Annotated in this window: 21 protein-coding genes; 18 read left to right on the forward strand and 3 right to left on the reverse strand. The window is 66.0% G+C overall.

Annotation, left to right across the window (positions count from 1 at the left end):
- The first annotated feature begins 8 nt into the window (after positions 1-8).
- The 18 genes from alg8 to O6P39_RS21595 all read left to right on the forward strand — a co-directional run bounded on the left by alg8 (position 9) and on the right by O6P39_RS21595 (position 21865).
- Positions 9-1493, forward strand: coding sequence for a mannuronan synthase (alg8, locus tag O6P39_RS21510; RefSeq protein WP_275612001.1), 1485 nt, complete (start codon positions 9-11; stop codon positions 1491-1493).
- Positions 1494-1527: 34 nt separating this feature from the next.
- Positions 1528-2697, forward strand: a complete 1170-nt coding sequence (locus O6P39_RS21515) for a PilZ domain-containing protein (RefSeq protein WP_275608446.1) — start codon at positions 1528-1530, stop codon at positions 2695-2697.
- A gap of 13 nt (positions 2698-2710) precedes the next feature.
- Positions 2711-4120: an alginate biosynthesis TPR repeat lipoprotein AlgK gene (gene algK, locus O6P39_RS21520; protein WP_275608447.1), complete on the forward strand. Its 1410-nt coding sequence runs from the start codon at positions 2711-2713 to the stop codon at positions 4118-4120.
- 83 nt (positions 4121-4203) lie between these two features.
- Entirely contained in the window at positions 4204-5637 is a 1434-nt protein-coding gene (locus tag O6P39_RS21525; protein ID WP_275612002.1) for an alginate export family protein, read from the forward strand.
- Between the two features lie 152 nt (positions 5638-5789).
- Positions 5790-7475, forward strand: coding sequence for a mannuronan 5-epimerase AlgG (gene algG / locus O6P39_RS21530; RefSeq protein WP_275608448.1), 1686 nt, complete (start codon positions 5790-5792; stop codon positions 7473-7475).
- Between the two features lie 9 nt (positions 7476-7484).
- Positions 7485-8903 carry an alginate O-acetyltransferase gene (locus O6P39_RS21535; RefSeq protein WP_275608449.1) on the forward strand — a complete coding sequence of 473 codons (1419 nt, stop codon included), beginning with the start codon at positions 7485-7487 and terminating at the stop codon, positions 8901-8903.
- A gap of 38 nt (positions 8904-8941) precedes the next feature.
- Entirely contained in the window at positions 8942-10066 is a 1125-nt protein-coding gene (locus tag O6P39_RS21540) for a mannuronate-specific alginate lyase (RefSeq protein ID WP_275612003.1), read from the forward strand.
- 378 nt (positions 10067-10444) lie between these two features.
- A complete protein-coding gene (locus O6P39_RS21545) occupies positions 10445-12007 on the forward strand; it encodes an MBOAT family protein (protein WP_275608450.1) in 1563 nt (520 codons plus the stop codon).
- A 13-nt stretch (positions 12008-12020) separates the two neighbouring features.
- Positions 12021-13223: an alginate O-acetyltransferase gene (locus tag O6P39_RS21550; protein WP_275608451.1), complete on the forward strand. Its 1203-nt coding sequence runs from the start codon at positions 12021-12023 to the stop codon at positions 13221-13223.
- A gap of 59 nt (positions 13224-13282) precedes the next feature.
- Positions 13283-13933: an alginate O-acetyltransferase AlgF gene (gene algF / locus O6P39_RS21555; protein WP_275608452.1), complete on the forward strand. Its 651-nt coding sequence runs from the start codon at positions 13283-13285 to the stop codon at positions 13931-13933.
- 281 nt (positions 13934-14214) lie between these two features.
- A complete protein-coding gene (locus tag O6P39_RS21560) occupies positions 14215-15660 on the forward strand; it encodes a mannose-1-phosphate guanylyltransferase/mannose-6-phosphate isomerase (protein WP_275608453.1) in 1446 nt (481 codons plus the stop codon).
- 1141 nt (positions 15661-16801) lie between these two features.
- Positions 16802-17266 (forward strand): multidrug transporter, encoded by a 465-nt coding sequence (locus O6P39_RS21565; protein ID WP_275608454.1) that lies wholly within the window; start codon positions 16802-16804, stop codon positions 17264-17266.
- A gap of 27 nt (positions 17267-17293) precedes the next feature.
- Entirely contained in the window at positions 17294-18592 is a 1299-nt protein-coding gene (locus tag O6P39_RS21570; RefSeq protein WP_275608455.1) for a glycoside hydrolase family 3 N-terminal domain-containing protein, read from the forward strand.
- A 60-nt stretch (positions 18593-18652) separates the two neighbouring features.
- A complete protein-coding gene (locus tag O6P39_RS21575) occupies positions 18653-19483 on the forward strand; it encodes an SDR family oxidoreductase (RefSeq protein WP_275608456.1) in 831 nt (276 codons plus the stop codon).
- Positions 19483-19869, forward strand: a complete 387-nt coding sequence (locus tag O6P39_RS21580) for a hypothetical protein (RefSeq protein WP_275608457.1) — start codon at positions 19483-19485, stop codon at positions 19867-19869. The genes O6P39_RS21575 and O6P39_RS21580 overlap by 1 nt, the downstream gene beginning before the upstream one ends.
- Positions 19870-19954: 85 nt before the next feature.
- Entirely contained in the window at positions 19955-20620 is a 666-nt protein-coding gene (locus O6P39_RS21585; protein ID WP_275608458.1) for a dual specificity protein phosphatase family protein, read from the forward strand.
- 75 nt (positions 20621-20695) lie between these two features.
- Positions 20696-21583 (forward strand): TIGR01459 family HAD-type hydrolase, encoded by an 888-nt coding sequence (locus O6P39_RS21590; protein ID WP_275608459.1) that lies wholly within the window; start codon positions 20696-20698, stop codon positions 21581-21583.
- 39 nt (positions 21584-21622) lie between these two features.
- Complete coding sequence (locus tag O6P39_RS21595) at positions 21623-21865, forward strand: hypothetical protein (protein ID WP_275612004.1); 243 nt, start codon at positions 21623-21625, stop codon at positions 21863-21865.
- 167 nt (positions 21866-22032) lie between these two features.
- Here O6P39_RS21595 and O6P39_RS21600 read toward each other — a convergent pair whose 3' ends face one another.
- The 3 genes from O6P39_RS21600 to O6P39_RS21610 are packed head-to-tail and all read right to left on the reverse strand — an operon-like array spanning position 22033 to position 25343.
- Positions 22033-22938 carry an HlyD family secretion protein gene (locus O6P39_RS21600; protein ID WP_275608460.1) on the reverse strand — a complete coding sequence of 302 codons (906 nt, stop codon included), beginning with the start codon at positions 22936-22938 and terminating at the stop codon, positions 22033-22035.
- Positions 22939-22951: 13 nt separating this feature from the next.
- Complete coding sequence (locus O6P39_RS21605) at positions 22952-23152, reverse strand: DUF1656 domain-containing protein (protein ID WP_152228250.1); 201 nt, start codon at positions 23150-23152, stop codon at positions 22952-22954.
- A gap of 1 nt (position 23153) precedes the next feature.
- On the reverse strand, positions 23154-25343 hold the full coding sequence (locus O6P39_RS21610; protein WP_275608461.1) for an FUSC family protein: 2190 nt from the start codon (positions 25341-25343) through the stop codon (positions 23154-23156).
- Between the last annotated feature and the right edge of the window lies 1 nt (position 25344).

Raw genomic sequence — 25344 nt, forward strand, 5'->3', positions numbered from 1 at the left:
CGGATCTCATCATGGAAACCTACAAACGAGTGATCGGTGAAGCCCTGGGCTGGCTGGCCTTTCTCAGCCTGCTGATGGTTTTGGCGCTGGCAGTGCCCAAGACCGTGTTCGACGCCGACTCCAAGGACTTCCTGCTACTGATCGGTGCGGTCGGCATCTGGCGCTATTCCATGGGCGGCCTGCACTTCCTGCGCGGCATGCTGTTCCTCTATGGCGTCTACCCCTACTACCGCCGCAAGCTGCGCAAGATGGGCGACGCGGCCGATCCATCCCATGTATTCCTGATGGTCACCAGTTTCCGCATCGACGCACTGACCACTTCCATGGTCTATCGCTCGGTGATCAAGGAGGCCATCGCCTGCGGCTATCCCACCACCGTGGTGTGCTCCATCGTCGAGATGTCCGACGAGGTGCTGATCAAGCAGCAGTGGCAGAAACTCAATCCGCCGGAACACGTTTCGCTCGACTTCGTGCGTATCCCCGGCACCGGCAAGCGCGACGGCCTGGCCCACGGCTTCCGCGCCATCTCCCGTGACCTGCCGGACGAACACGCCGTGGTCGCGGTGATCGACGGCGACACCGTGCTGGAGCCCGGCGTAGTACGCAAGACCGTGCCCTGGTTCAAGCTGTTCAGCAACGTCGGCGGCCTGACCACCAACGAATTCTGCGAGGTGCAGGGCGGCTACATCATGAGCGAGTGGCACAAGCTGCGCTTCGCCCAACGCCACATCAACATGTGCTCCATGGCCCTGTCCAAGCGCGTGCTGACCATGACCGGGCGCATGTCGGTGTTCCGCGCCCAGGTCGTCACCGACCCGGACTTCATCGCCGACGTGGAAAGCGATCACCTCGACCACTGGCGTCTGGGCCGCTTCCAGTTCCTCACCGGCGACGACAAGTCCAGCTGGTACAGCCTGATGCGCCTGGGCTACGACACCTTCTACGTGCCGGACGCGGCGATCAACACCGTCGAGCACCCGCCGGAAAAGAGCTTCATCAAGGCCAGCCGCAAGCTGATGTTCCGCTGGTACGGCAACAACCTGCGGCAGAACTCCCGCGCCCTGGCCCTGGGCCCGCAACGCCTGGGCTGGTTCACCAGCGTGGTGCTGTTCGACCAGCGCCTGTCGATGTGGACCTGCCTGCTGGGCCTGGTCGCCGCAATCATCGCCAGCATCAAGTACAGCATCGTCTTCCTGCTGATTTACCTGCTGTGGATCGGCATCACCCGATTCATCTTGACCCTGCTGCTGTCGCTGTCGGGGCACCACATCGGGCCGGCCTACCCGCTGATTCTTTATTACAACCAGATCGTCGGCGCCATGGTGAAGATCTACGTGTTCTTCCGCCTCGACCAGCAGTCGTGGACCCGCCAGAACACCAAGCTCGACCGCGGTCTGGCCAGCTTCCAGCAATGGTTCAACACCTGGTCCTCACGCGCCATGACCTTTTCCGCGGCCAGCGTCTTCGTTGCCGTACTGCTGACCATCGTCTGACCGCCCCCTATTAGCTACAACAGGACTCGCCCACATGAATACCGCCGTCAACGTCAATGTCGTGCACGAATCCGAAGCCCAGCGCCAGCACGCCCGGGTCAAACTGCCCGCGCGCATCCGCTACATCGGTGCCAACCGTGAAGGCGTCGATGCCCGCCTGCTGGACATCTCCGCCGGGGGCTTCGCCTTCACCGCGGGCAGCGCGCCGGTCCAGGTGGGCGACCTGCACAAGGGCAAGCTGCTGTTCCAGATCGACAGCATCAGCTTCTCCCTGGAAGTCGACTTCCAGGTGCGCTCCTTCGAGCCGGACAGCCGCCGCGTCGGCTGCGAATTCCAGCACCTGAAGCCGCGCGAGGTCGCCGCCCTGCGCTACCTGATCACCTCCTTCCTCGCCGGTGAAGTGATCAGCGTCGGCGACATGCTCAACACCCTGCAGCGCGAGAACTTCACCAAGGCCCGCAAGCACGGCATCGGCAGCGGCGGCATGGGCTTCTTCAGCCGCATCCGCGCGGTGACCCTGAGCACCGCCATCTTCGTGGTCGGCGTCGGCGCCTTCGCGGTGATCCTCAACAACATCTACAACCTGTACTTCGTCACCCACGCCGACTCGGGCGTGGTCAACGTCGCCAACCAGCAGATCACCATGCCGCGCGAAGGCACCGTGGAGAGCCTGGTGGAGGCTGGCGCCGACGTCGCCAAGGGCGCGCCGATCGCCACCTTCTCCGCCAACCTGCTGGACCTGCTCAAGGGCAACCTGACCGAAGAGCAGCTCAGCCCGAGCAACATCGAGAAGCTGTTCGGCCACCAGATGAAAGGCACCCTGACCAGCCCGTGCGACTGCCGCGTGGTCGAGCAGCGCGTGGCCAACGGCCAGTTCGCCAACAAGGGCGACATCATCTTCACCCTGACCCCGCGCGACAGCACCGCCACCGTCGAGGCCCGCTTCCCCTACCGCAACGCCGCCGAACTCTCGCCGGGCACCGCCGTGCACTTCCAGATCGCCGGTGACAGCGAAGTGCGTGGCGGCCGCATCGTCCGCACCGCGCCGGTGGACGGCGACCTCGCCTCGGAAATCCGTGTACAGATCCAGCCGGACCAGCCGCTGGACACCCTGCTCGCCGGTCGTCCGACCGAAGTCAGCATCGGCGGCCTGCCGGGCCGCACCCTGCTGAACAAGGCGATGGCCCTGGCCACCGCACGCTAAGAGGGAATACGCCATGAACCGTCCCGTCGAAGCCCTTGCCCTGAAGATGGCCCCTAAGCTGGCCCTGGCACTGGCCATCGCCGTGGCCGCTGGCTGCGCCGGCCTGCCTGACCAGCGCCTGGCCCAGGAAGCCCTGGAACGTGGCGACATCGCCACCGCCCAGGCCAACTTCCAGGCCCTGGCGACCATGGGTTACGCCGACGCACAGGTCGGACTGGCCGACATGCAAACCGCCACCGGCGACCCCGCCGAGCAGGCCCGCGCCGAGAAGCTCTACCGCGAAGCGGCCGAGACCTCCCCGCGCGCCCGTGCCCGCCTGGGCAAGTGGCTGGCGGCCAAGCCCGGCGGCACCGACGCCGAGCACCGCGAAGCCGAGCAACTGCTGACCCGCGCCTTCAACGAGGGCGAGGACAGCGCACTGGTGCCGCTGATCGTCCTCTACCTGCAATACCCGCAGGCCTGGCCGAACGTGAACCCGCAGCAGCGCATCGACCAGTGGCGCGAACAGGGCCTGCCGCAGGCGGACCTGGCGCAGATCATCCTCTACCGCACCCAGGGCACCTACAACCAGCACCTGGGCGAGATCGAGCAGGTCTGCCAGCGCTGGCTGAGCCGCATGGACGTGTGCTGGATGGAACTGGCCACCGTGTACCAGATCCAGGGCAACAAGGATAAGCAGAACGCCCATATCGAAGCGCTCAAGACCACCTGGAAGGCCGGCCACGTGCCCTCCGAGCGCGTCGACTCGGTGGCTGGCGTGCTGGCCGACGAAAACCTCGGCACGCCTGACCCGCAAGCCGCCCAGGCGCTGCTTACCGAAATCGCCCCGGCCTACCCCGCGGCCTGGGTGAGCCTGGCCAAGCTGCAGTACGACAACCCCGACCTGGGCGACCTGGACCAGATGCTCAGTTACCTGAAGAAAGCCCAGGACGCCGCCCAACCGCGCGCCGAGCTGCTGCTGGGCCGCCTCTACTACGACGGCAAGTGGGCCCCGCAGGAGCCGCAGAAGGCCGAACAGTACCTGCTCAAGGCCGCCGCCACCGAGCCCCAGGCGCATTACTACCTCGGCCAGATCTACCGCCGTGGCTACCTGGGCAAGGTCTACCCGCAGAAAGCGGTGGACCACCTGCTGATCGCCGCGCGGGCCGGGCAGGCCAGCGCCGACATGGCGCTCGCGCAATTGTTTTCCCAAGGACGTGGCGTTCGGCCGAATTTGGTCAACGCTTACGTCTTCGGCGAGCTTGCAAAACGCCAGCAGGTCCCCACCGCAACTGACCTGATGGCGCTGATCGAGCCGCAGATACAACCGGCCGACCGCACTGCGGCCCAGCAGTTGCTCAAGCGCGAGGAACAAACGCGCGGCGCCAACTGGCAAGCCACCGTCAGCCTTCTGCAGAACAACCAGGAACAAGAAAACCTATGAAGCGCAACGTCCCGATGACCACCCCGCTGTTTCAACCGCGAGCTCTGGCTTCCGCTGTTCGCCGCGCACGCCTGTTCCCAGCCATGCTCGGCGCCGGCATCAGCCTCGCCGGCACCCTGTTCGGCAGTCTTGCTCTGGCGGCAGAGGAGCCGCCAAAGAACTACGGCCTTGACGTCAAGATCACCGCTGAATCCGAGGATGACCGCGACCTGGGCACCGCCCACGGCGGCGACCTCAACGGCCTGGGTATCGACCTGCGCCCCTGGGCCTTCGGCCAGTGGGGCGACTGGAGCGCCTACGTGATGGGTCAGGCGGTCGCCGCCACCGACACCATCCAGACCGACACCCTGCAGAACGACGACATCAACAACGACAGCACCCAGGGCAGCGACAACAAGCGCGAGCCGGACGACGCCTACCTGGCCCTGCGCGAGTTCTGGGTGGACTACGCCGGCCTCACCCAGTACCCCGGCGAGCACCTGCGTTTCGGCCGCCAGCGCCTGCGCGAAGACAGCGGCATGTGGCAGGACACCAACATCGAGGCCCTGAACTGGACCTTCGACACCACCCTGCTGCGTGCCCATGTCGGCGCCGCCCAGCGCTTCTCCGACTACCGCACCGACATCACCGACCTGGCGCCGGATGACAAGGACCGCACCCACGTCTTCGGCGACATCTCCACGCAGTGGATGCCCCAGCACTGGGTGGGCCTGCGCCTGCACCACTCCGATGACAGCGGCAGCCTGCCGGACCCGGGCGAGACCGTCGACTCCCTGGACAAGCGCTCCACCGGCGACCTGACCTGGGTCGGCATCGAAGCCAACGGCGACGGCTACAACTGGCGCTCGCAGATGCCCATCAACTACTGGGCCAGCGCCACCTGGCTGACCGGTAACCGCGACCGCCTGACCACCGTCCCGGTGAACGGCGAGCGCATCGCCACCGGCAAGCAGAGTGGCGACGTGGATGCCTACGGCGCCGACCTCGGCCTGCGCTGGAACATCGACGAGCAGTGGCGCGTCGGCGGTGCCTACGCCCGTGGCAGCGGCGGTGGCAAGAACGGCGAAGACCAGTTCGAACAGACCGGCCTGGAAAGCAACCGCTCCAACTTCACCGGCACCCGCGCCCGCGCGCATCGCTTCGGCGAGGCCTTCCGGGGTGAGCTCTCGAACCTTGAGGCCGCCACCCTGTTCGGCTCCTGGCAACTGCGCGAGGACTACGACGCCAGCGTCATCTACAACAAGTTCCGGCGCGTGGACAGCGACTCGGATATCGGCAACAGCGGCATCAGCGCCCCGCTGGTCAACGACTCCAAGGACATCGGCCAAGAGGTCGACCTGGTCATGACCAAGTACTTCAAGCAGGGCCTGCTGCCGGCATCGATGAGCCAGGCAATCGACGAACCGTCGGCGCTGGTGCGCTTCCGTGGCGGTGTGTTCAAGCCCGGCGACGCCTACGGCAGCCACGTCGACTCGACCATGCACCACGCCTTCGTCGATGTGATCTGGCGCTTCTGAGGACTGCAGCAATGGCTGGTTTGTTGATGGCTCCCCACAGTGGCGGGAATGACGCAAAAGCGCAGGCGGACGACCGCCTGCGGCTCGCCCGTCACGCCCGCAAGCAAGGGAGCCCGACAAACCATGCCAGCGCTCGCAAGGAGACAACGGCCATGAACCGCCATCCGTTACACGCCCTGCCGCTGACCGCGCTGCTGCTTGGCGGCCTGTTCAGCGCCACCGCGCCGGTGTGGGCCGCGCCGCCCGCGGACAAGGCCCACGCCAGCGCGAAGGTGGAAGCCTCCGCCCATGGCAAGAACGGCAATGCAAAAGCAAAAGACAGCAGTGCCGAAAAAGCCCCCGAAGCCCCCTCGGGCACCGAACCGGGCCAGACCAAGACGCTGAAGGAATCCGGCAGCTACACCGTGACTGCCGCGCCCAGCGAGCCGCTGCACATGGAACCGCCCAAGCTGCCTGACCTCTCCGGCTACACCGCCGAGGCCGTGCAGAAGAAGATCGACCGCAGCAAGCATGGCAAGGCCGTGGTGCAGCGCATGGTCCAGCAGCAGCCGCTGAAGGAATTCACCGGCGGCAAGAACCGCCTCGCCGAGTGGGTGAAGCGCCAACGCCAGATGCCCCAGGCGATCTTCATCGAAGGCGGCTACGTCAGCCTCGCCGACCTCGCCGCCAAGCTGCCGAAAACCGCGCTGGAAGAGGTCGAACCGGGCATCTACATTGCCCGCCTGCCGATCGTGGTGAACCAGGGCGCGACCCTGGAGATCGATGGCAAGGTCAAGGAACTGCGCCTGTCCCAGGACCGCGGCGCCTTCCTGGTCAACGACGGCAAGCTGTTCGTGCGCGACTCCAAGGTCACCGCCTGGAACGAGGCGAAGAAAGAGCCGGCCTGGTTCAAGAGCCCGAACGAATTCCGTCCGTTCCTGATTTCCTGGGGCGGCGCCGAGGCCTACCTGGTGAACAGCACCTTCACCAGCTTCGGCTACAACGCCTCCAAGGCCTACGGCATCTCCATCTCCCAGTACAGCCCAGGCATGGACAAGACCATGAAGCGCCCGCGCCCGAAAGGCTGGGTGATCGGCTCGACCTTCGTCGACGCCTGGTACGGCTTCTACTGCTACGAGGCGGACGACCTCGTGGTACGCGGCAACACCTACAAGGACAACGTCATCTACGGCATCGACCCGCACGACCGCTCGCGCCGCCTGGTCATCGCCGAGAACGTCGTCCATGGAACCAAGAAGAAGCACGGCATCATCGTTTCCCGTGAGGTGAACGACAGCTGGATCTTCCACAACAAGACCTACGACAACCACCTCTCCGGGATCGTCCTGGACCGTAACTCCGAACGCAACCTGGTGGCCTACAACGAGGTGTACCGCAACCACTCCGACGGCATCACCCTCTACGAGTCGAGCGACAACCTCATCTACGGCAACCAGGTGCTGGCCAACCAGCGCCACGGCATCCGCATCCGCAACAGCGTGAACATCCGCCTGTACGAGAACCTGGCCGCCGGCAACCATCTGATGGGCGTTTACGGCCACATCAAGGACCTGTCCGACACCGACCGCAACATCGACCTCGACCCCTTCGATACCAAGGTCTCGTTGATCGTGGTCGGCGGCAAGCTGGCCGGCAATGGCTCCGGCCCCCTGTCGGTGGACTCGCCGCTGTCGCTGGAGCTCTACAAGGTGGCCATGCTCGGCCCGACCAAATCCTCCGGGATCAGCTTCAACGGAGTGCTCGGCGAGAAGCAGGACCAGATCCTGGACCTGCTGGTGCGCCAGCAACGCGCCGTGCTGCTCGACCCCGTGGAAAGCCAGGCCGAATTGCAGAACTGAGGACCGACCATGAAACGTATGACTTCCAACCTGTTGCGCCTGTCGGGCCTCACCGCCAGCCTGCTGCTCGCCCACCAGGCCCTGGCCGCCGACGCCTCGGCGCCGACCTACACCGCCCAGCCGACCGCTGCGCTGTGCCCGAACGCGGCCAACGACGCGGCCTACAACACCAAGTACCTGGGCTTCTTCACCCACCTGGTGCCGGCCCAGGAAGACTGGCTGTTCCGTACCACCTACGACCTGCGCACCGACTTCGGCACCACGGCCGAAGGCTGGCGCGAGCTCAAGCAACTGCGCGACGAACTCAAGCGCAAGGGCATCGACCTGGTGGTGGTCTACCAGCCCACCCGCGGCCTGGTGAACCGCGAGAAGCTCAACCCGCAGGAGAAGGCCAGCTTCAACTACGAACTGGCCAAGCAGAACTACCTGGCGACCATCGCCCAGTTCCGCAAGGCCGGCATCTACACCCCGGACTTCTCCCCACTGTTCGACGAGAAGCAGGAGCACCCCTTCTACTTCAAGGGTGACCACCACTGGACGCCCTACGGCGCGATGCGCAGCGCAAAGATCGTGGCCGAGACACTGAAGGAAATCCCCGCCTACAAGGACGTGCCGAAGAAGGAATTCGAAAGCAAGCGCGTGGGCCTGCTGTCCAAGCTCGGCACCTTCCACAAGGCCGCCGCCCAGCTCTGCGGCAGCGGCTATGCGCCGCAGTACGTCGACCGCTTCGAGACCGAACCGGTAGGCGATTCGGGCGGCGGCGATCTGTTCGGTGAAGGCGGCGATGCCCAGGTCGCGCTGGTCGGCACCTCCAACAGCGGCCCGGCCTACAACTTCGCCGGCTTCCTGGAGGAGTACGCCAAGGTCGACATCCTCAACAACGCGGTCTCCGGCGGCGGCTTCGACAGCTCCCTGCTGGCGTACATGACCAGCAAGGAATTCCACGACAAGCCGCCGAAGATCCTCATCTGGGAATTCGCCACCCACTACGACATGGCGCAGAAGAGCTTCTACCGCCAGGCCATGCCGCTGGTGGACAACGGCTGCGCCAACGGCAAGCCGGCGTTGACCCGCAAGGTCAAGCTGCATCCGGGCAGCAACGAGGTGCTGGTCAACAGCGGCGCCATGCCGATCCGTTCGGGCAGCTACACCGCCGACGTCACCTACTCGGACCCCGGCGTGCACGAACTCAAGAACACCATCTGGTACATGAACGGTCGGCGCGAACAGCTGAAGATCGAGCAGTCCAAGTCGGTGGACACCGGTGGACGCTACGTCTTCGAGCTGCGCAACGACGAAGACTGGTCGAACCAGCAGTTCCTCTCCCTGGAAATCGAGGCGCCGGAAGACATGCCGGCGGGTCTGGAGGTCGAGGCCAAGCTCTGTCAGACCCCAACAGCCAAGTCGGCCGATGTGGCCGCCAACTAGAGAGAGCGGGGACGAAAGCCATGCCCAGCCTACGAAAGATCAAGACACCCATCGTGGCCCGAGTCGGCCTGACCGTCGCCGTGGTCGGCGCGTTGTTCGGCGGCCCCCTGTTTCCCAGGATCGGTCACGCCGCCGACCTCGTGCCGCCGCCGGGTTACTTCTCCGCCGTCGGTGAAAAAGGCAGCAAGAAGGATTCGGACAGCTGCCCGGCCATCCCCACGCCCTACACCGGCAGCCTGCAGTTCACCAGCAAGTACGAGGGCTCGGACTCCTCGCGCTCGACACTCAATGCCGATGCGGAGAAGAAGTTCCGCACCCAGATCAAGGACATCACCGAGATGGAGCGCGGCACCGCCAAGCTCATCACCAAGTACATGCGCAGCGGCAACAAGGGCGACCTGGACTGCGCAATGAACTGGCTGGAAGCCTGGGCCGAGGCCGGCGCGCTGGAAAGCACCGACTTCAACCACACCGGCAAGTCCATGCGCAAATGGGCCCTCGGCAGCCTGTCGTCGTCCTACATGCGCTTGAAGTTCTCCAGCAGCCGCCCGCTGTCGGCCTACGCCGAGCAGGCGAAAACCATCGAGAGCTGGTTCAGCACCCTGGGCAGCCAGGTGGTGCGCGACTGGAGCGACCTGCCGCTCAAGCAGATCAACAACCACTCCTACTGGGCCGCCTGGTCGGTGATGTCCACCGCCGTGGTGACCAACCGCCGCGACCTGTTCGACTGGTCCGTGCAGGAATTCAAGGTCGCCGCCAACCAGGTGGACAACGACGGCTACCTGCCCAACGAACTCAAGCGCAATCAGCGCGCCCTGTCGTACCACAACTACTCGCTGCCACCGCTGACCATGATCGCCGCCTTCGCCCAGGTGAATGGCGTCGACCTGCGCCAGGAGAACAACGGCGCCCTGCAACGCCTGGCCAACCGCGTGATGCAAGGCGTGGACGACCAGGACCAGTTCGATGAGAAGACTGGCAAGGACCAGGACATGGACGACCTGAAGGACAACAGCAAGTTCGCCTGGCTGGAACCCTACTGCGCACTCTACAGCTGCGCCCCGAAGACCCAGGACTGGAAGAAGAAGATGGAACCCTTCAACAGCTTCCGCCTGGGGGGTGAAGTGACCAAGGTTTTCAACCGACAGGGGGCGGGGAGCTGAAGCAGCGACCCACCCCAGCCTCTCCGTGACGACGAGAGGTCCGACTTGAAAGGTCCGTCACCCTAACCCTCTCCCCCAAGGGAGCGGGAACTGTCCGAGCGATCGGGCGGCACCCAATCAGCCGGTGGGCATGAGCATCCCCGCCAGCACGGATACCCCCTCTCCTTTTGGGAGAAGGCCTGGGTGAGGGAACCCCTACGCCGAAATATCGGCAAGGACATCCACCCGACCCACGCGACAAAGACGTGGGCGGGCGCAAGAGATTAAGCAACACCAGGGGAGGAAATGGCGGGTTGTCCCGGCCTTTCCTCAGGGCGTCGAGAGACGCCGGAAGGGCTGGAGCGACCTTAGGTTTGAAGCTCCAGAGAGAGACGCGGAATGGTCTTTTCTTCCAACGTGTTCCTGTTCCTGTTCCTGCCGATATTTCTCGGCCTGTACTACCTGAGCGGGAACCGCTACCACAACCTCCTGTTGCTGGTGGCCAGCTACGTCTTCTACGCATGGTGGCGGGTGGACTTCCTGGCGCTGTTCGCCGGCGTGACGCTGTTCAACTACTGGATCGGCCTGCGCATCGGCGCGGCCGGCGTGCGCACCAAGGCTGCGCAGCGCTGGTTGATCCTCGGCGTGGTGGTCGACCTCTGCGTGCTGGGCTACTTCAAGTACGCCAACTTCGGCGTCGACAGCCTCAACCAGCTCATCACCTCGATGGGCATGCAGCCCTTCGTGCTGACCCACATCCTGCTGCCCATCGGCATCAGCTTCTACACCTTCGAATCGATCAGCTACATCATCGACGTGTACCGCGGCGATACCCCGGCCACGCACAACCTGATCGACTTCGCGGCCTTCGTGGCGATCTTCCCGCACCTGATCGCCGGCCCCGTGCTGCGCTTCCGCGACCTGGTGGACCAGTTCAACCACCGCACCCACACCGTCGACAAGTTCGCCGAAGGCTGCACCCGCTTCATGCAGGGCTTCGTCAAGAAGGTGTTCATCGCCGACACCCTGGCGGCGGTGGCGGACCACTGCTTCGCCCTGCAGGACCCGACCACAGGTGACGCCTGGCTCGGCGCCCTGGCCTACACCGCGCAGCTGTACTTCGACTTCTCCGGCTACAGCGACATGGCCATCGGCCTGGGCCTGATGATGGGCTTCCGCTTCATGGAGAACTTCAACCAGCCCTACATCAGCCAGTCCATTACCGAGTTCTGGCGGCGCTGGCACATCAGCCTGTCCACCTGGCTGCGCGACTACCTGTACATCAGCCTGGGCGGCAACCGCGGCACCACCTTCCAGACCTATCGCAACCTGTTCCTCACCATGCTGCTGGGCGGCCTGTGGCACGGCGCCAACGTCACCTACATCATCTGGGGCGCCTGGCACGGCGTGTGGCTGGCCATCGAGCGCGCTCTGGGCGTGAACGCCGCGCCCCACGTACTCAACCCGCTGAAGTGGGTGTTCACCTTCCTGCTGGTGATCGTCGGCTGGGTGATCTTCCGCGCCGAGAACCTGCATGTGGCCTGGCGCATGTACGAGGCCATGTTCAGCTTCGGCGACTGGAAGCTTTCCGAGCTGAACCGCGCCAGCCTCACTGGCCTGCAGGTCGGCACCCTGGTGATCGCCTACATCGTCCTGGCCTTCTTCGGCATCCGCCAGTTCTACAGCCAGCCGCTGCAGAGCAAGGCGCCCAAGGCCGCGGCGAAATCCGACGAGGTCCAGGCCGACGGCCCGGCCAGCGCCCAGCCGCGCACCCCGGCGGCAGCCCAGGACGACCCGGCGGCCATCGCCTACTCGCCCAGTGGCGCTGCCGTCTACACGCAGCACTGGATGACCCAGCTGCCGGTGCTGGCGACCCGCATCGCCCTGCTCCTGCTGTTCGCCGCCTCGGTGCTCAAGCTCTCGGCGCAGAGCTACTCGCCGTTCCTCTACTTCCAGTTCTGAGCGAGGCCGGATCATGCAACCGACTACACATCCCACTCTCAGCAAACCCCTGCAGTACACCTACATCGCCGTGTTCGGCGGGATGCTGCTGGGCCTGGCAGGCCTGTCGCTGAAGGCCTTCCCCAGCTTCTCCGCCGCCGAGGGCACCACCGTGCTCAACGGCAAGCTGGCCCACGCCTTCGAAGGCCACTACGACGACCAGTTCCCGATCAAGCGCCTGGGCACCAACCTCTGGGCCGCGCTGGACTACACCGTCTTCGAGGAAGGTCGTCCGGGCGTGGTGCTGGGCAAGGACGGCTGGCTGTTCACCGACGAGGAATTCAAGCCCGCCCCTACCCAGCAGCAGCTGGATGACAACTGGGCGCTGGTGCGCGGCGTGCAGCAGGAGCTGGAGCGCCGTGGCGTGAAACTGGTTCTGGCGATCATCCCGGCCAAGACCCGCCTCTACCCCGAATTCCTCGGCAAGGAACAACCGGCGGCGCTGCACGCCTCGCTCTACCAGGACTTCCTGCAGCGCGCCCGCCAGGCCGGCATGGCCGCGCCCGAGCTGCTGGAAACGATGGAGAAGGCCAAGGACAACGGCCAGGTCTTCCTGCGCACCGATACCCACTGGACGCCGCTGGGCGCCGAAGCCGTGGCCCAGCGCCTGGGCGAAAGCATCCGCGCCGGCCAGGGCGCCGACCTGCCGAGCCAGACCTTCATCACCGAAGCCGGCAAGAGCGGCCCACACAAGGGCGACCTGCTCACCTTCCTGCCGCTGGACCCGCTGTTCAGCAACCTGCTGCCGCCGGAAGACCAGCTCGAGCAGCGCCAGACCCATCCGGCCGAGGAAGCCGCAGCCGGCTCCGACAACAGCGGCGCTGGCGACCTCTTCGGCGACAGCGCCCAGCCGCAGGTCGCCCTGGTCGGCACCAGCTACAGCGCCAACCCGCGCTGGAACTTCGCCGGCGCCCTCAAGCAGGCGCTGTCGGCGGATGTCATCAACTACGCGAAGGAGGGCAAGGGCCCTCTGGAACCGATGCTCGAACTCCTGCAGGACGAAGGCTTCAAGCAGAAGCCGGCGCAACTGCTGGTCTGGGAATTCCCCGAACGCTACCTGCCGATGCACAGCGACCTCAGCCAGTTCAACCCGGACTGGGTGGCGCAGCTGCGCGCGGAAGGCAACCGAGACGAACGCCTGGCCGCCAACCAGGCAGGCAACCCAACGGCGCACTGAGCGCCGCGACAGGGCATCACCCATGCCCCTACAAGAGAGAAAGACGGAGGTACAACCCCATGAACCGACTGACCATTCGCACCCTGAAGTCGTCCGCACTGGCCCTCGCCCTGGGCGCCGCATCCTTCGGTGCTTTCGCCGGCGGTGAAGGCGCACTCTACGGGCCACAGGCGCCCAAGGGTTCGGCCTTCGTGCGGGCCTACAACGCCGGCAGCTCCGAGCTGAACGTCGCGGTCGGCAACGCCACCCTGAACGACGTCTCGCCGCTGGGTTCCAGCGACTTCAAGTTCCTCCCGGCGGGCAACTACACCGCCAAGGTCGGCAGCCAGAACCTGCCGGTGAAACTCGATCCGGACGCCTACTACACCCTCGTCAGCCAACCCGGCGGGCAGCCGCGCCTGGTGCCCGAGCCGCCGTTCAAGAACAAGCAGAAAGCCCTGGTCCGCGTACAGAACCTGAGCGGCCAGGCCCTGACCCTGAAAACCGCTGACGGCAAGACCGACGTGGTTGCCAACGTCGCTCCGCAAAGCCACGGCGACCGCGAGATCAACCCGGTGAAAGTAAACCTCGCGCTGTACGACGGTGCGAAGAAGGTCAGCGACCTCAAGCCCGTCACCCTCGAGCGCGGCGAAGTGGTCTGCCTCTACGTCACCGGCGAGGGCGGCAAGCTCAACCCGGTCTGGGTCAAGCGCCCGGTGAAGGTGGACTGATCCCATGAGCCGGCGGCCACTGCCCTGCCACTCCCATACGGAGTGCGGCCGAGACTGCACATCTCCCGCCGGCACCCACTGCCTCCCCCTCCCCCTGGGAGCGGGCCGGGGTGAGGCGCTCGTGAAGCGCCTCCCTCCCAACAACGAGACCGGTCCTACGCCGGCAGAAGCATCGGTGCGCCGCCACTCCGGCACGCACAGGAGAGGTCACCCACAAGGCACGCCGGGCTGCATGACGCGGCGCGGCAAACAGTACGCATGAACGCTTTAGGAGAATCCACATGATCCCAGTAATCCTTTCCGGTGGCAGCGGCTCGCGACTCTGGCCTCTTTCCCGCAAGCAGTACCCCAAACAGTTCCTCGCCCTCACCGGCGACCACACGCTGTTCCAGCAGACCCTGGAGCGTCTGGCCTTCGAAGGCATGGAACCCCCGGTGGTAGTCAGCAACCAGGAGCACCGTTTCATCGTCCAGGAACAGCTCGAAGCGCTGCAGCTCAAGACCCAGGCGATCCTGCTCGAGCCCTTCGGCCGCAATACCGCGCCGGCGGTTGCGATCGCCGCCATGAAACTGATCGCAGAAGGCCGTGACGAACTGCTGCTGATCCTCCCCGCCGACCACGTGATCGAGGACCAGCGTGCCTTCCAGCGCGCCCTCGCCCTGGCCACCAACGCCGCCGAAAAAGGCGAAATGGTGCTCTTCGGCGTCCCCGCCACCCGTCCGGAAACCGGCTACGGCTACATCAAGTCCGGTGACGAGCGCGGCCTGCCGGAAGGCGTGATCCGCGTCGAACGCTTCATCGAGAAGCCCGACGAAGCCCGTGCCCAGCAGTTCGTCGAAGAAGGCGGCTACTACTGGAACAGCGGCATGTTCCTGTTCCGCGCCAGCCGCTTCCTGGAAGAGCTCAAGAAGCACGACACCGACATCTACGACACCTGCCTGCTGGCCCTGGAGCGCAGCCAGCACGACGGAGAACTGATCAGCATCGACGCCGCCACCTTCGAGTGCTGCCCGGACAACTCCATCGACTACGCCGTGATGGAAAAGACCCGCCGCGCCTGCGTGGTGCCGCTGTCCGCCGGCTGGAACGACGTCGGCAGCTGGTCGTCGATCTGGGAAGTCCACGAGAAAGACGCCGATGGCAACGTCACCATGGGCGACGTGGTCGTCCACGACAGCCACAACTGCCTGGTGCACGGCAACGGCAAGCTGGTCTCGGTGGTCGGTCTTGAAGACATCGTGGTCGTCGAGACCAAGGACGCCATGATGATCGCCCACAAGGACCACGTGCAGGACGTCAAGAAGGTGGTCAACCAGCTCGACGCCGCCGGTCGCAGCGAGACCCAGAACCACTGCCAGGTCTACCGTCCGTGGGGTTCCTACGACTCGGTGGACATGGGCGGCCGCTTCCAGGTCAAGCACATCACCGTGAAGCCCGGCGCACGCCTGTCGCTGCAGATGCACCACCACCGCGCCGAGCACTGGATCGTGGTATCCGGCACCGCGCAGGTGACCTGTGACGACAAGACCTTCCTGCTCACCGAGAACCAATCCACCTACATCCCGATCGCCTCGGTCCACCGCCTGGCCAACCCGGGCAAGATCCCGCTGGAAATCATCGAAGTGCAATCAGGCAGCTACCTGGGAGAAGACGACATCGAGCGTCTGGAAGACGTCTACGGGCGCACCACGGAGAACGTGGAGCCACTGCGTGCAGTAGCCCGCTGAGTCTGGCGCTTCCCTCATCGGCGCCAACGCCCCTGCACCGATTGGTGCGGGGGCTTTTTTATGGGTGCGCCATTACTCCGCTGCGGACTGATACTCCCATCGAGGACCTGGCCCGCTCCTGCAAAGGCCATACGGGGCTCACCCTGTAGGAGCGGACTTCGTCCGCGATGATCTTGCTCTTCGTAGGGCGGATAACGCCTCTGCCTTATCCGCCGTATTGGGGTTGAGTGTTTCCGCGCCGCTTCGGCGTGCTCGGATGTTTCTTGTTTCGCCCCCTCGGGCGAGTCCCTTTTGGGCCCCAAAAGGAACCAAAAGGGCCCGTCCCGGCATCCGGGTCCGGCTTCGCCGGACTGCCCTCGCTCCGGTATCGCTCCGAGGGTCGGCGTACAAGGGCCGTCCCTGGCCCTTTACGCCTCTCGCGACATCCATGTCGCTCGCCCCTCTGCGCAATACCTCCACTCGGCCTCCTGACGGGACTCTGCGCGCGCCTGGAACTTTGGCTGCTTCATGCTGGATGGCGCTTCGTAGGATGGCGTAGAGCGAAGCGAAATCCATCAAGGCGGATAACGCTGCGCGTTATTCGCCCTACAGGTGTTCACCCAGCTACGTGGGTGCACTGCTAAGCCCTCGCGGACAAGGTCCGCTTCTACAAGAGCATGACCAGCGCGGGACAAAGCGCTCTGCCTTTGCTCTTGAAGACTTCCAGAGAAACTTTCGCACGCACCGGAGCGCCCCTTCAGGAGGCCGAGTGGAATCGGAGTTTCAGGGGTTGAGCGGCATGGATGCCGCGAGAGCCGCGATGGGCCAGGGATGGCCCTTCGCGGCGTGCCCCTGAAACTTCGATGTAACGAGGGAATTTTTCGCCTAAGCGAAAAACCGGATGCAGGGCAAGACCTTTTGGTTCCTTTTGTGTCGTTTGACAAAAGGGACTCGCCCGAGGGGGCGAAACCCAATACATCAGCACACACCGAGGCGGCGCAGAAACACAGAACAAGACGGCGGATAACACCTGAGCGTCATCCGCCCTAAAAGAGCATCGCGGACAAAGTCCGCTCCCACGAAGAGCCACGCCCCGCTCTGCATCAACCCGCCCCACCCCACCTCCTGCTAAGGTAATCATCAAATCCCCACGGAGCGCTCCATGCTGTATGGCATCCTGCTGATCGTCACCTGGATCATCCTGCTGATCCGCTACCCCTCCCGTGCCCTGCCCATTTCCGGCGCCGGCCTGGTCGGCCTGGCAGCAGTGATCGCCCTCGCCATCTGGCAGGACAGCAACGACACCCGCCAACTGCAACACCTGGAGCTGCGCATCGCCTACCAGCCCGAGCAATGCCCACCCGGCCGCCCGCTGGCCGTCAGTCTGAAGAACGGCGCCAGCCGCCCCCTGCTGGAGCTGCGCTGGAAGGTCGCCGCCTACCGCCCCGGCGACACCACCGACCTGGCCGAAAACCTCTACGAATCCCCGCGCTACCGCGGCCCCGGCGCGCTGCTCGCCGGCGATGCCTGGAGCGACTGCCTGCCCCTGCCGCCGCTGCGCCCCGGCTACCGCGCCAGCACCCTGGAATTCCGCGCCGAGCGGGTGAGCGGGCGATTCGGCAACTGAGATTTCATCCCCCACGGGAAGGACCCCATGACACTTCGCACACGACTCCTCGTGGGTCTGGGCTGGCTGATCGGCGTTCTGCTGCTGGTGTTGGCCGCCAACCTGCAGGACCCTCACCTGCTGCCGGTACGCGGCGTCGCTCTGCCGCTCCTGCTGGCCGTCTGCGCAATCGGCATCCTCATCTGGCTAGGGTCAGGACGGCGCTGGTACTGCTGGGTCGGTTGCCTTCCCCTGTTGCTGGCGATGCTGCTGGCCGGCTGGAACCACTACCGCCTGCTCGACGACAAGACCCTGGTCCTGGAGCGTGGCAACGCAAACCTGCAAGCGCTCGGCGGACACTTCATCGTCGGTGTCGGCGCCCCTCGTACCGTCGAACCGCTGATTCGCCAGGGACTGGTCGCCGGCCTGTTCATCACCGCCCGCAACGTCCAGGGGCAGAGTGCCGAAGCCCTCCGCCAGCAGATCGGCCAATGGCAGGCGCTGCGGCGCGAAGCGGGATTGCCGCCGCTGATCATCGCCGCCGACCAGGAGGGTGGCATCGTGTCCCGGCTGTCTCCGCCATTGCCGCGACGTCCACCGCTGGCCGCGCTGCTGAACGCCAACTCCACGCCGGAAGCCCTGGCGACAGCCGCCTTCGAATACGGCGCCACCCAGGGCCGCGAGCTGGCCGAGCTGGGCGTCACCCTGGATTTCAGCCCGGTGGTGGACCTCAAGCCCGCGCAGCGCTCACGCCTGGACTTCCACAGCGCCGTCACGTTGCGGGCGATCTCCGCCGATCCGCAAGTGACCACCAACGTCGCCCTCGCCTATGTCCGCGGACTCGAACACAGCGGGGTGCACGCCACCCTCAAGCACTTCCCGGGGCTGGGGGACGTCCCGCAGGATACCCACCACTTCTCCGCCAGCCTGACGACTGACATCAGACGCTTGCAGGCCTTTGACTGGCGCCCATTCCGCCAGATCGCCCAGCAGACCCAGGCGCTGATCATGCTGGGCCACGTGAAGGTCACCGAACTGGACGCACGCAACCCGGCGTCCTTCTCGGCCACCGTGGTGCAGAAGATCATCCGCGAAGGCTGGCGGCACGACGGCGTGCTGATCACCGACGACCTGACCATGGCGGCCGCCTACAACCAGGGCCTGTGCCATGCCACGGTGCAGGCCTTGAACGCCGGCGTCGACCTGCTGTTGGTCAGCTATGACGACGAGAAGATCTACCCCGCGCTGGCCTGCGCCTTGCGCGCACTGGAGGACGGCAAGCTTTCCACGCAACGGCTGGAGCAGAGCGCACGCCGACTGGCGCGAACCTTCGGCCCAGCGAAATGATTCACCCGTCCGCCGCAATCCGGTACGTTAGTGCCGCCCATTGCCCAAGGACCGCTCGCCATGCCCCAACCCGTCGCGCTCATCACCGGATGCTCCAGCGGCATCGGCCGCGCCCTCGCCGATGCCTTCCGCAACGCCGGCTACCAGGTCTGGGCCACCGCCCGCCGTGACGAAGACGTCGCCGCCCTCGACCAGGCAGGCTTGCGCGGTGTGCTGCTGGACGTCAACGACGAACCCGCCGTCGAGCGCCTCGCCGAACAGCTGCAGCATGAAGCCGGTGGCCTCGACGTGCTGGTCAACAACGCCGGCTACGGCGCCATGGGGCCGCTGCTGGACGGCGGCAGCCAGGCAATCCGCAAGCAGTTCGAGACCAACGTGTTCGCCGTGGTCGGCCTGACCCGTGCGCTATTCCCGGCACTGCGGGCGCGACGCGGGCTGGTGGTCAACGTCGGCAGCGTGTCCGGTGTGCTGGTCACGCCCTTCGCCGGCGCCTACTGCGCCTCCAAGGCGGCGGTGCATGCGCTGAACGAAGCGCTGCGCCTGGAACTCGCTCCCTTCGGCATCGAGGTGCTGGAAGTGCAGCCCGGCGCCATCGCCTCCAACTTCGGCGCCAACGCCAGCCGCGAGATGGCGGCAGTGGTCAGCGAGGACTCCGCCTGGTGGCCGCTACGCAACTTCATCCAGGCGCGCGCCGCCGCGTCCCAGGACAAGCCCACCCCGGCCAGCGACTTCGCCCGCGAACTGCTCGCCGCCGTACAGCGTTCGCCACGCCCGCGCCTGGTGCGCATCGGCCACGGCAGCCGCGCCCTGCCGCTGATCGCCCGCTGGCTGCCCAGCGGCATGCTGGACAAGGTGCTGAAGAAACGCTTCGGCCTCGACGGACAACTCTGATGACGTACCAGGTCCGCTACCTCGCTCTGGCCGGCATCCTCGCCGCCTTCTTCCTCAACGTGGTGGCGCGCGGCCTGTTGCGGGTCGGCGGGGTGCCGGCGACCCTGCTGGTGGCGGCGCTGATCGCCGCCGCCATGGCCTTCTGGTTCGCCCGCCGGCACAAGCGCCTGGCGCAGACCGGCGAGCGCTGGCGGCTCACCGCGCTCTACGGGGGTGGCCTGGCCGTGCTCTACCTGATCCTGGTCGGACTGGCGGCCTGGAAGAACACACCCAGTCCCGCCGCCCTGCTGCTCTACGGCCTCAACTACCTGTGCTACCCGCTGAGCCTCTGGTGGTTCTTCCGTCCTGGCGTGCTGGTGCGCTTCCTGCCCGAAGACGCCCGCTGAGCCCCTTCACTTATTTTTCACACCCATTTCATCCGGGCACCACTCGACGCGACCTATCGTGGCGCGGACCTTTCGAGGAGTGCCCATGTCCTTCCCCCGCATTCTGCGCGGCGCCGCCGGCGTCGTTGCCCTGATCGCCACGCTGACCACCCTACCCGCCTTCGCCACTGGCGAGACGCAGGCCGATTGGGCCAAGCCGGTGGACAAGTCGTTCAACCTCTACCAGATGTCGCCGACCCTGTACCGCAGCGCCCTGCCCGGCAGCCAGAACCTGCCGGAACTGCAGCAGCTCAAGGTGAAGACCGTGGTCAGCTTCATCAAGGACGACGACAAGACCTGGATCGGCGGGCAGCCGATCGATGTGGTGAGCTTCCCCACCCACGCCGACCGCGTCGATGACGCCGACGTGCTGAAGGTCCTGCGCATCCTCCAGCAGGCCGAGCAGCAGGGCCCGGTGCTGATGCACTGCAAGCACGGGCGTGACCGCACCGGCCTGTTCGCGGCCATGTACCGCACCGTGGTCCAGGGCTGGAGCAAGGAAGACGCGCTGAAGGAAATGACCGAAGGCGGCTTCGGCACCGAAGACGACATGACCGACGCCATTGCCTACGTGCAGAAGGCCGACGTGAACAAACTGCGCCTGGCCCTGGCCAGCGGCGACTGCAGCACCAGCGCCCTCTCCAGCTGCCACCTCAAGGAGTGGCTGGTCAGCACCTTCAGCGAGTCGCGCGCGCCGCACCCCAGCCACTGATCCACTTCGACTCACGCCAAATGCCGGCGAGTGCGGTAGGTTAGGAGACTTTCCCATCCGCTCGCCAGGCCCGCCATGACCTCCTCCCGCTTCAGCGCCGTCACCCACACCCGCTACATCGACCACGCCGGGCTGGACGCCTTCTGCGCCGACTACGACGGCTTCCTGCTCGACCTCTGGGGCGTGCTGATCGACGGCCTCGACGTATTCCCAGGCGCCCTCGCCTGGCTCCGCCGACGCGCCGCCGAAGGCAAGCCGGTGTGGTTCCTGAGCAATGCCTCGCGCAGCGTCAACGAGATGGCCGATACCCTGGAGCATCTGGGCGTTGCTCGCGATCTCTACAGCGGCATCACCACCTCCGGCCAGTTGGCCATCGACGCCCTCACCCATGAGCGCGAACTCCAGCGCGGCCTCATCCATACCGTCGGTGTGGTCGACTCACTGGCGACCTGGCCCGACGAAATCCGCGAACGCTTCAGCGATGACCTTCACGCCGCCTCGCTGATTCTCGGTGTCGGCAGCTTCCCCCAGGACGAGCTGGAGGCGCGTTTCGCGCCGCTGCGCGGCGCCACCGACAAGCCGTTCCTGTGCGCCAACCCGGACCGCGTGGTGGTCTCCGGCGGCAGGACGGTATTCGGCGCCGGCCGCCTGGCCGAGGCCTTCGCCGAAGAGGGCGGCACCGTGCACTGGTACGGCAAGCCCGATCCATCGGCCTTCCGCATCGCCCAGCGGCAACTGGAAGCGCGTGGTGCCCAGCACATCCTGTTCGTCGGCGACTCGCTGGTGACCGATGTACCCGGAGCGCTGGCCGCGCGCATCGACACCCTCTGGCTGGCCGCCACCGGCATCCACCGCCAGGCGCTGGGGGTGCCGTTCAACGGCGCGCTCGACCCGGAGCAGACCAACGCGCTGCTCGACGGCTACCCGGTTCGCCCGCACTTTGCCGCGCCGGGGCTGGTCTGAAGTCAGGACATCCCCCGAGTTCGACCGCCCATGAACGAGATGATCGACCTGCTGCAATGGCCAGCCATGCTGGTCACCGTCCTCGCCGCCTGGCTGGTGGGCTCGCGCGACCGCAAGCGACGCAAGGTGGGCTTCTGGGTGTTCCTCGCCAGCAATGCCTTGTGGATCGCCTGGGGTCTGCCGGCCAGGGCCTATGCGCTGGTGCTGCTGCAGCTGTGCCTGGCGGCGATGAACCTTCGCGGGAGCTACAAGAACCGCCGGCGCGAACAGACTGGCGGCTGAACAGCTTTTGTAGGAGCGAGCTTGCTCGCGAACCGCATGGCGCCGGAGCTGGGCTGTTCGCGAGCAAGCTCGCTCCTACGAAGAGCCAGGGCACTCTGCCCAGCAATCGCCTGCACGGGCCCCATTGAAAACGGGAGCCGAAGCTCCCGTTTTTCCAGTGGATCAGCTCACTGCACCGTCGCAGCCGCCCCTTCCGAATGCTCCGCATCGCGCGTCTGCGGATTGACGATCACCGTGGCGGTGATACCCGCTGCCAGCAGCACGCCGTCCGGCACTTCGTCGATATGGATGCGCACCGGCACGCGCTGGGCCAGGCGCACCCAGTTGAAGGTCGGGTTGACGTCGGCCACCAGCTCGCGGCTTTCCGGGTTGTCGCGGTCGTAGATGGCGCGGGCGATGCTCTCGACGTGGCCCTTCAGGCGCTCGCCGCTCATCAGTTGCAGTTCGGCCGGATCGCCCAGTTGGATGTGCGGCAGCTTGGTTTCCTCGAAGTAGCCGTAGATCCAGTAGGAGTTCTCGTCCACCACGGCCATCTTCGCCTCGCCAACGCGGGCGTAGTCGCCACGGTGCACGTTGAGGTTGGTCACGTAGCCGTCCACCGAGGCGCGCACCTGGGTGCGTTCCAGGTTCAGCTTGGCGGCGTCCAGCGCGGCCAGGGCCTGCTGGTAGTCGGCCTCGGCGGCGGCGGCGGTGTTGCTGGCGTCGTCCAGGCTCTCGCGGGACACCACTTCCTCGTCCATCGCACGGCGGCGCTTGGCATTGAGCTGGCGCATCTGCAGGGTGGCCTTGCGCGAGGCTACCGCGGCCTCGGCCTGCTTCACCGCGATCTGGTAGTGGTCCGGGTCGATCTGCATCAGCAGGTCGCCTTTCTTCACCTGCTGGTTGTCGCGCACCGGCACGTCCACCACCACGCCGGAGACGTCGGCGGCGACGTTGATGATGTCGGCGCGCACCCGGCCGTCGCGGGTCCAGGGGGTATCCATGTAGTTCACCCAGAGGGCGCGGCCGATCAACGCGGCGACCGCCAGGATGATCAGGGTCGCCAGCAGGCTGATGATGGATTTGAGGGTCATGGATGCACGCTCGTTACTTGTAGATGGTGAGGGAGAGGCCGCCGAACAGGCAGGCGAACAGGCACACGCGGAACAGCGCCGGGTGCCAGGTGAAGCGGTACAGGCCGATGGAGGCGAAGATGCGGTCTATGCCCCAGCAGATCACCGCGGCAACGATGAACATCAGGGTCAGGGTCGGCATGTAGACCCCGTGGAACGCGATCTCGCGGGGCAGGTCAGGCAACATGGAGGGTCTTTCCTGAAGAGGTTTTGCTGTCGCGCAGCGGCGACTGCGGGTCGAGCAGGCTGCTGCGGATGAAGTGCAGGTAGCTGAGCACGCGGCGCAGGGGCGAACTCTCGAAGTCGGGGGCGCGCGGCTCGTCGGTGTGTTTCACGCAGTCGATGGCCTGTTCCACGGCGGCCAGGGCGCGCTCGCGGTTGGCTTCGCTGGGTTTGACGAACAGGCGGATCAGCGCACGGCCCATGGCGCGGATCGACTGGCGCCAGGGGGTCGACTCGGCGTAGCAGGGCTCGTTCGGCAGGGCTTCCTGTTCAGCGCGCAACTCGATGACCGCATGGCCGATCTCCAGCACCACGAAGGTCCAGCGCAACAGGCGACGCTGCATCTGCGGGCTGCGCGCGGCCGCGCCGTAGGCCTGGTTGAGCAGGTCGCGGGTGCCGCTCTCGAAGGACGACACCAGGCCATCGAGCTTGCCGCTGATGGCTTCCACCACGCGCAGGCGCAACTCATTCTCCAGGCGGCGCCACAGCCAGGCGCTGGTCGGCGGCATGATCACCGCGACGATCACCGCAGCCAGGCTCTGCGACAGCACCAGGGCGATGTACTCGTTGAGCATGCGGCCCGGATCGTAGACCGTCAGGTTGGCCGGGATCGCGCCGAAGCTGAAGAACACCAGCAGGCCCAGGCCGTAGCCGGCGTACTGGGGTTTGATCGAGAGGAACGCGCCCACCGCGAACACCGGCGCCAGGGCAAAGGCCAGCAGGGCGAAGCCGTCCAGGTGCGGGAACACGAAGAAGGTTTCGGAGAAGCCGAGGATCGCCGCGAAGAAGGTGCCCACGGCCATCTGCATGGCCAGCTTCGCAGGGTCCGGCGCCGCCGAGACCAGCGCGGCGACGGCGGCCGCGTTGAGTACGAAGGTGCTGCCGCTGGGCCAGGCGGTCTCGATCCAGAATAGGCCGAACACCAGCACCATCAGCGCGGTACGCCCGCCCGCCACCAGCGAGGCGACCAGGTTGGCCTTGGGCGAGAAGCCGTGCTTCCAGTTCTCCCGCTCGTGCTTGTGGGCGGCCAGGGAGGCGTGGGTCAGGGCGTAGTTATAGAGGTCGTCGGCCAGTCGGTAGAGCAGCTCGCCGGCGGTGTTGTAGTCCAGCAGCGCGGCGGCGTCATCCTGCTCGGCGAGCAGTTGCCCACGGCCCGTACGGATGCACTGCATCATCCGCGAACGGTGGCTTTCCAGCTGCGCGGCGAGGCGTTCGGCATCGCGCTCGGTGACCGACTGGCCGCGCCAGGGCGCGAGCACCTGGGCCAGTTCGTCCAGGCAGGGCTGCAAGGCGCGCAGCACCGCTGCGGCTTCCTGCACGCGCAGGCGCTCGAGCAACTGGTGCAACGCGTTGTAGCGGGTGGAGACGACCATGAACTCGTTGTTCAGGCGCGACAGGCGGCCCGAACGCAGGCGCATGTGCGGGTCTTCGAAGCGGGTGACGCTGCGCAGCGCTTCCAGGCCCACGGCCTGGGAGGCGAAGGCCACGTTGGCGGCTTCGAACTTCGGCCGCTCGCCGCCGCCGAGGTTGTCCAGGACGAAGCCGGCGAAGGCGCCGAAACGCTGGTACAGCGCGCTGCGCATGGCGGTGGTGGAGGTCTGCGGGAACAACGTGGCGCTGACCACGGTGGAACAGACGATGCCGAGACAGATCTCCAGCACCCGCCAGATCGCCGACATGAACGCGGCTTCAGGGTGCAGGGTGGCGGGCAGGCCGATCAGCGTCGCGGTGTAGCCCGCCAGCATGCAGGCGTAGGAGCGGAAGTCGCGGTAGCGCGCGGCGCCCACGGTGCACAGGCCGATCCATAGCGCCGAGACGAGCAGGAACAGCACCCGCTCCTGAGCGAAGATGGCGATCAGCGCCACCATCACGGTCAGGCCGATCAGGCTGCCGATGATCCGGTAGAAACTCTTGGCGAACACCTGGCCGCTCTGTGGCTGCATGACGATGAACACGGTGATGGTCGCCGTGCTCGGTTGCGGCAGCTCCAGGCGCATCGCCAGCCACAGGGTCAGCAGCGCGGCGAGCAGCACCTTGGCGATGTAGATCCAGGTGACGCCGTCGCTGCGCCCCCACTCCAGCAGTGCGCGACGCAGGGCGTCGAGCGGCGCCGGCGGATGGGCGCTGTAGTCATTCGCCGCCATC

Origin of the sequence: Pseudomonas sp. PSE14 (assembly GCF_029203285.1) — a bacterium.
In the GTDB taxonomy this organism is placed as follows: domain Bacteria; phylum Pseudomonadota; class Gammaproteobacteria; order Pseudomonadales; family Pseudomonadaceae; genus Pseudomonas.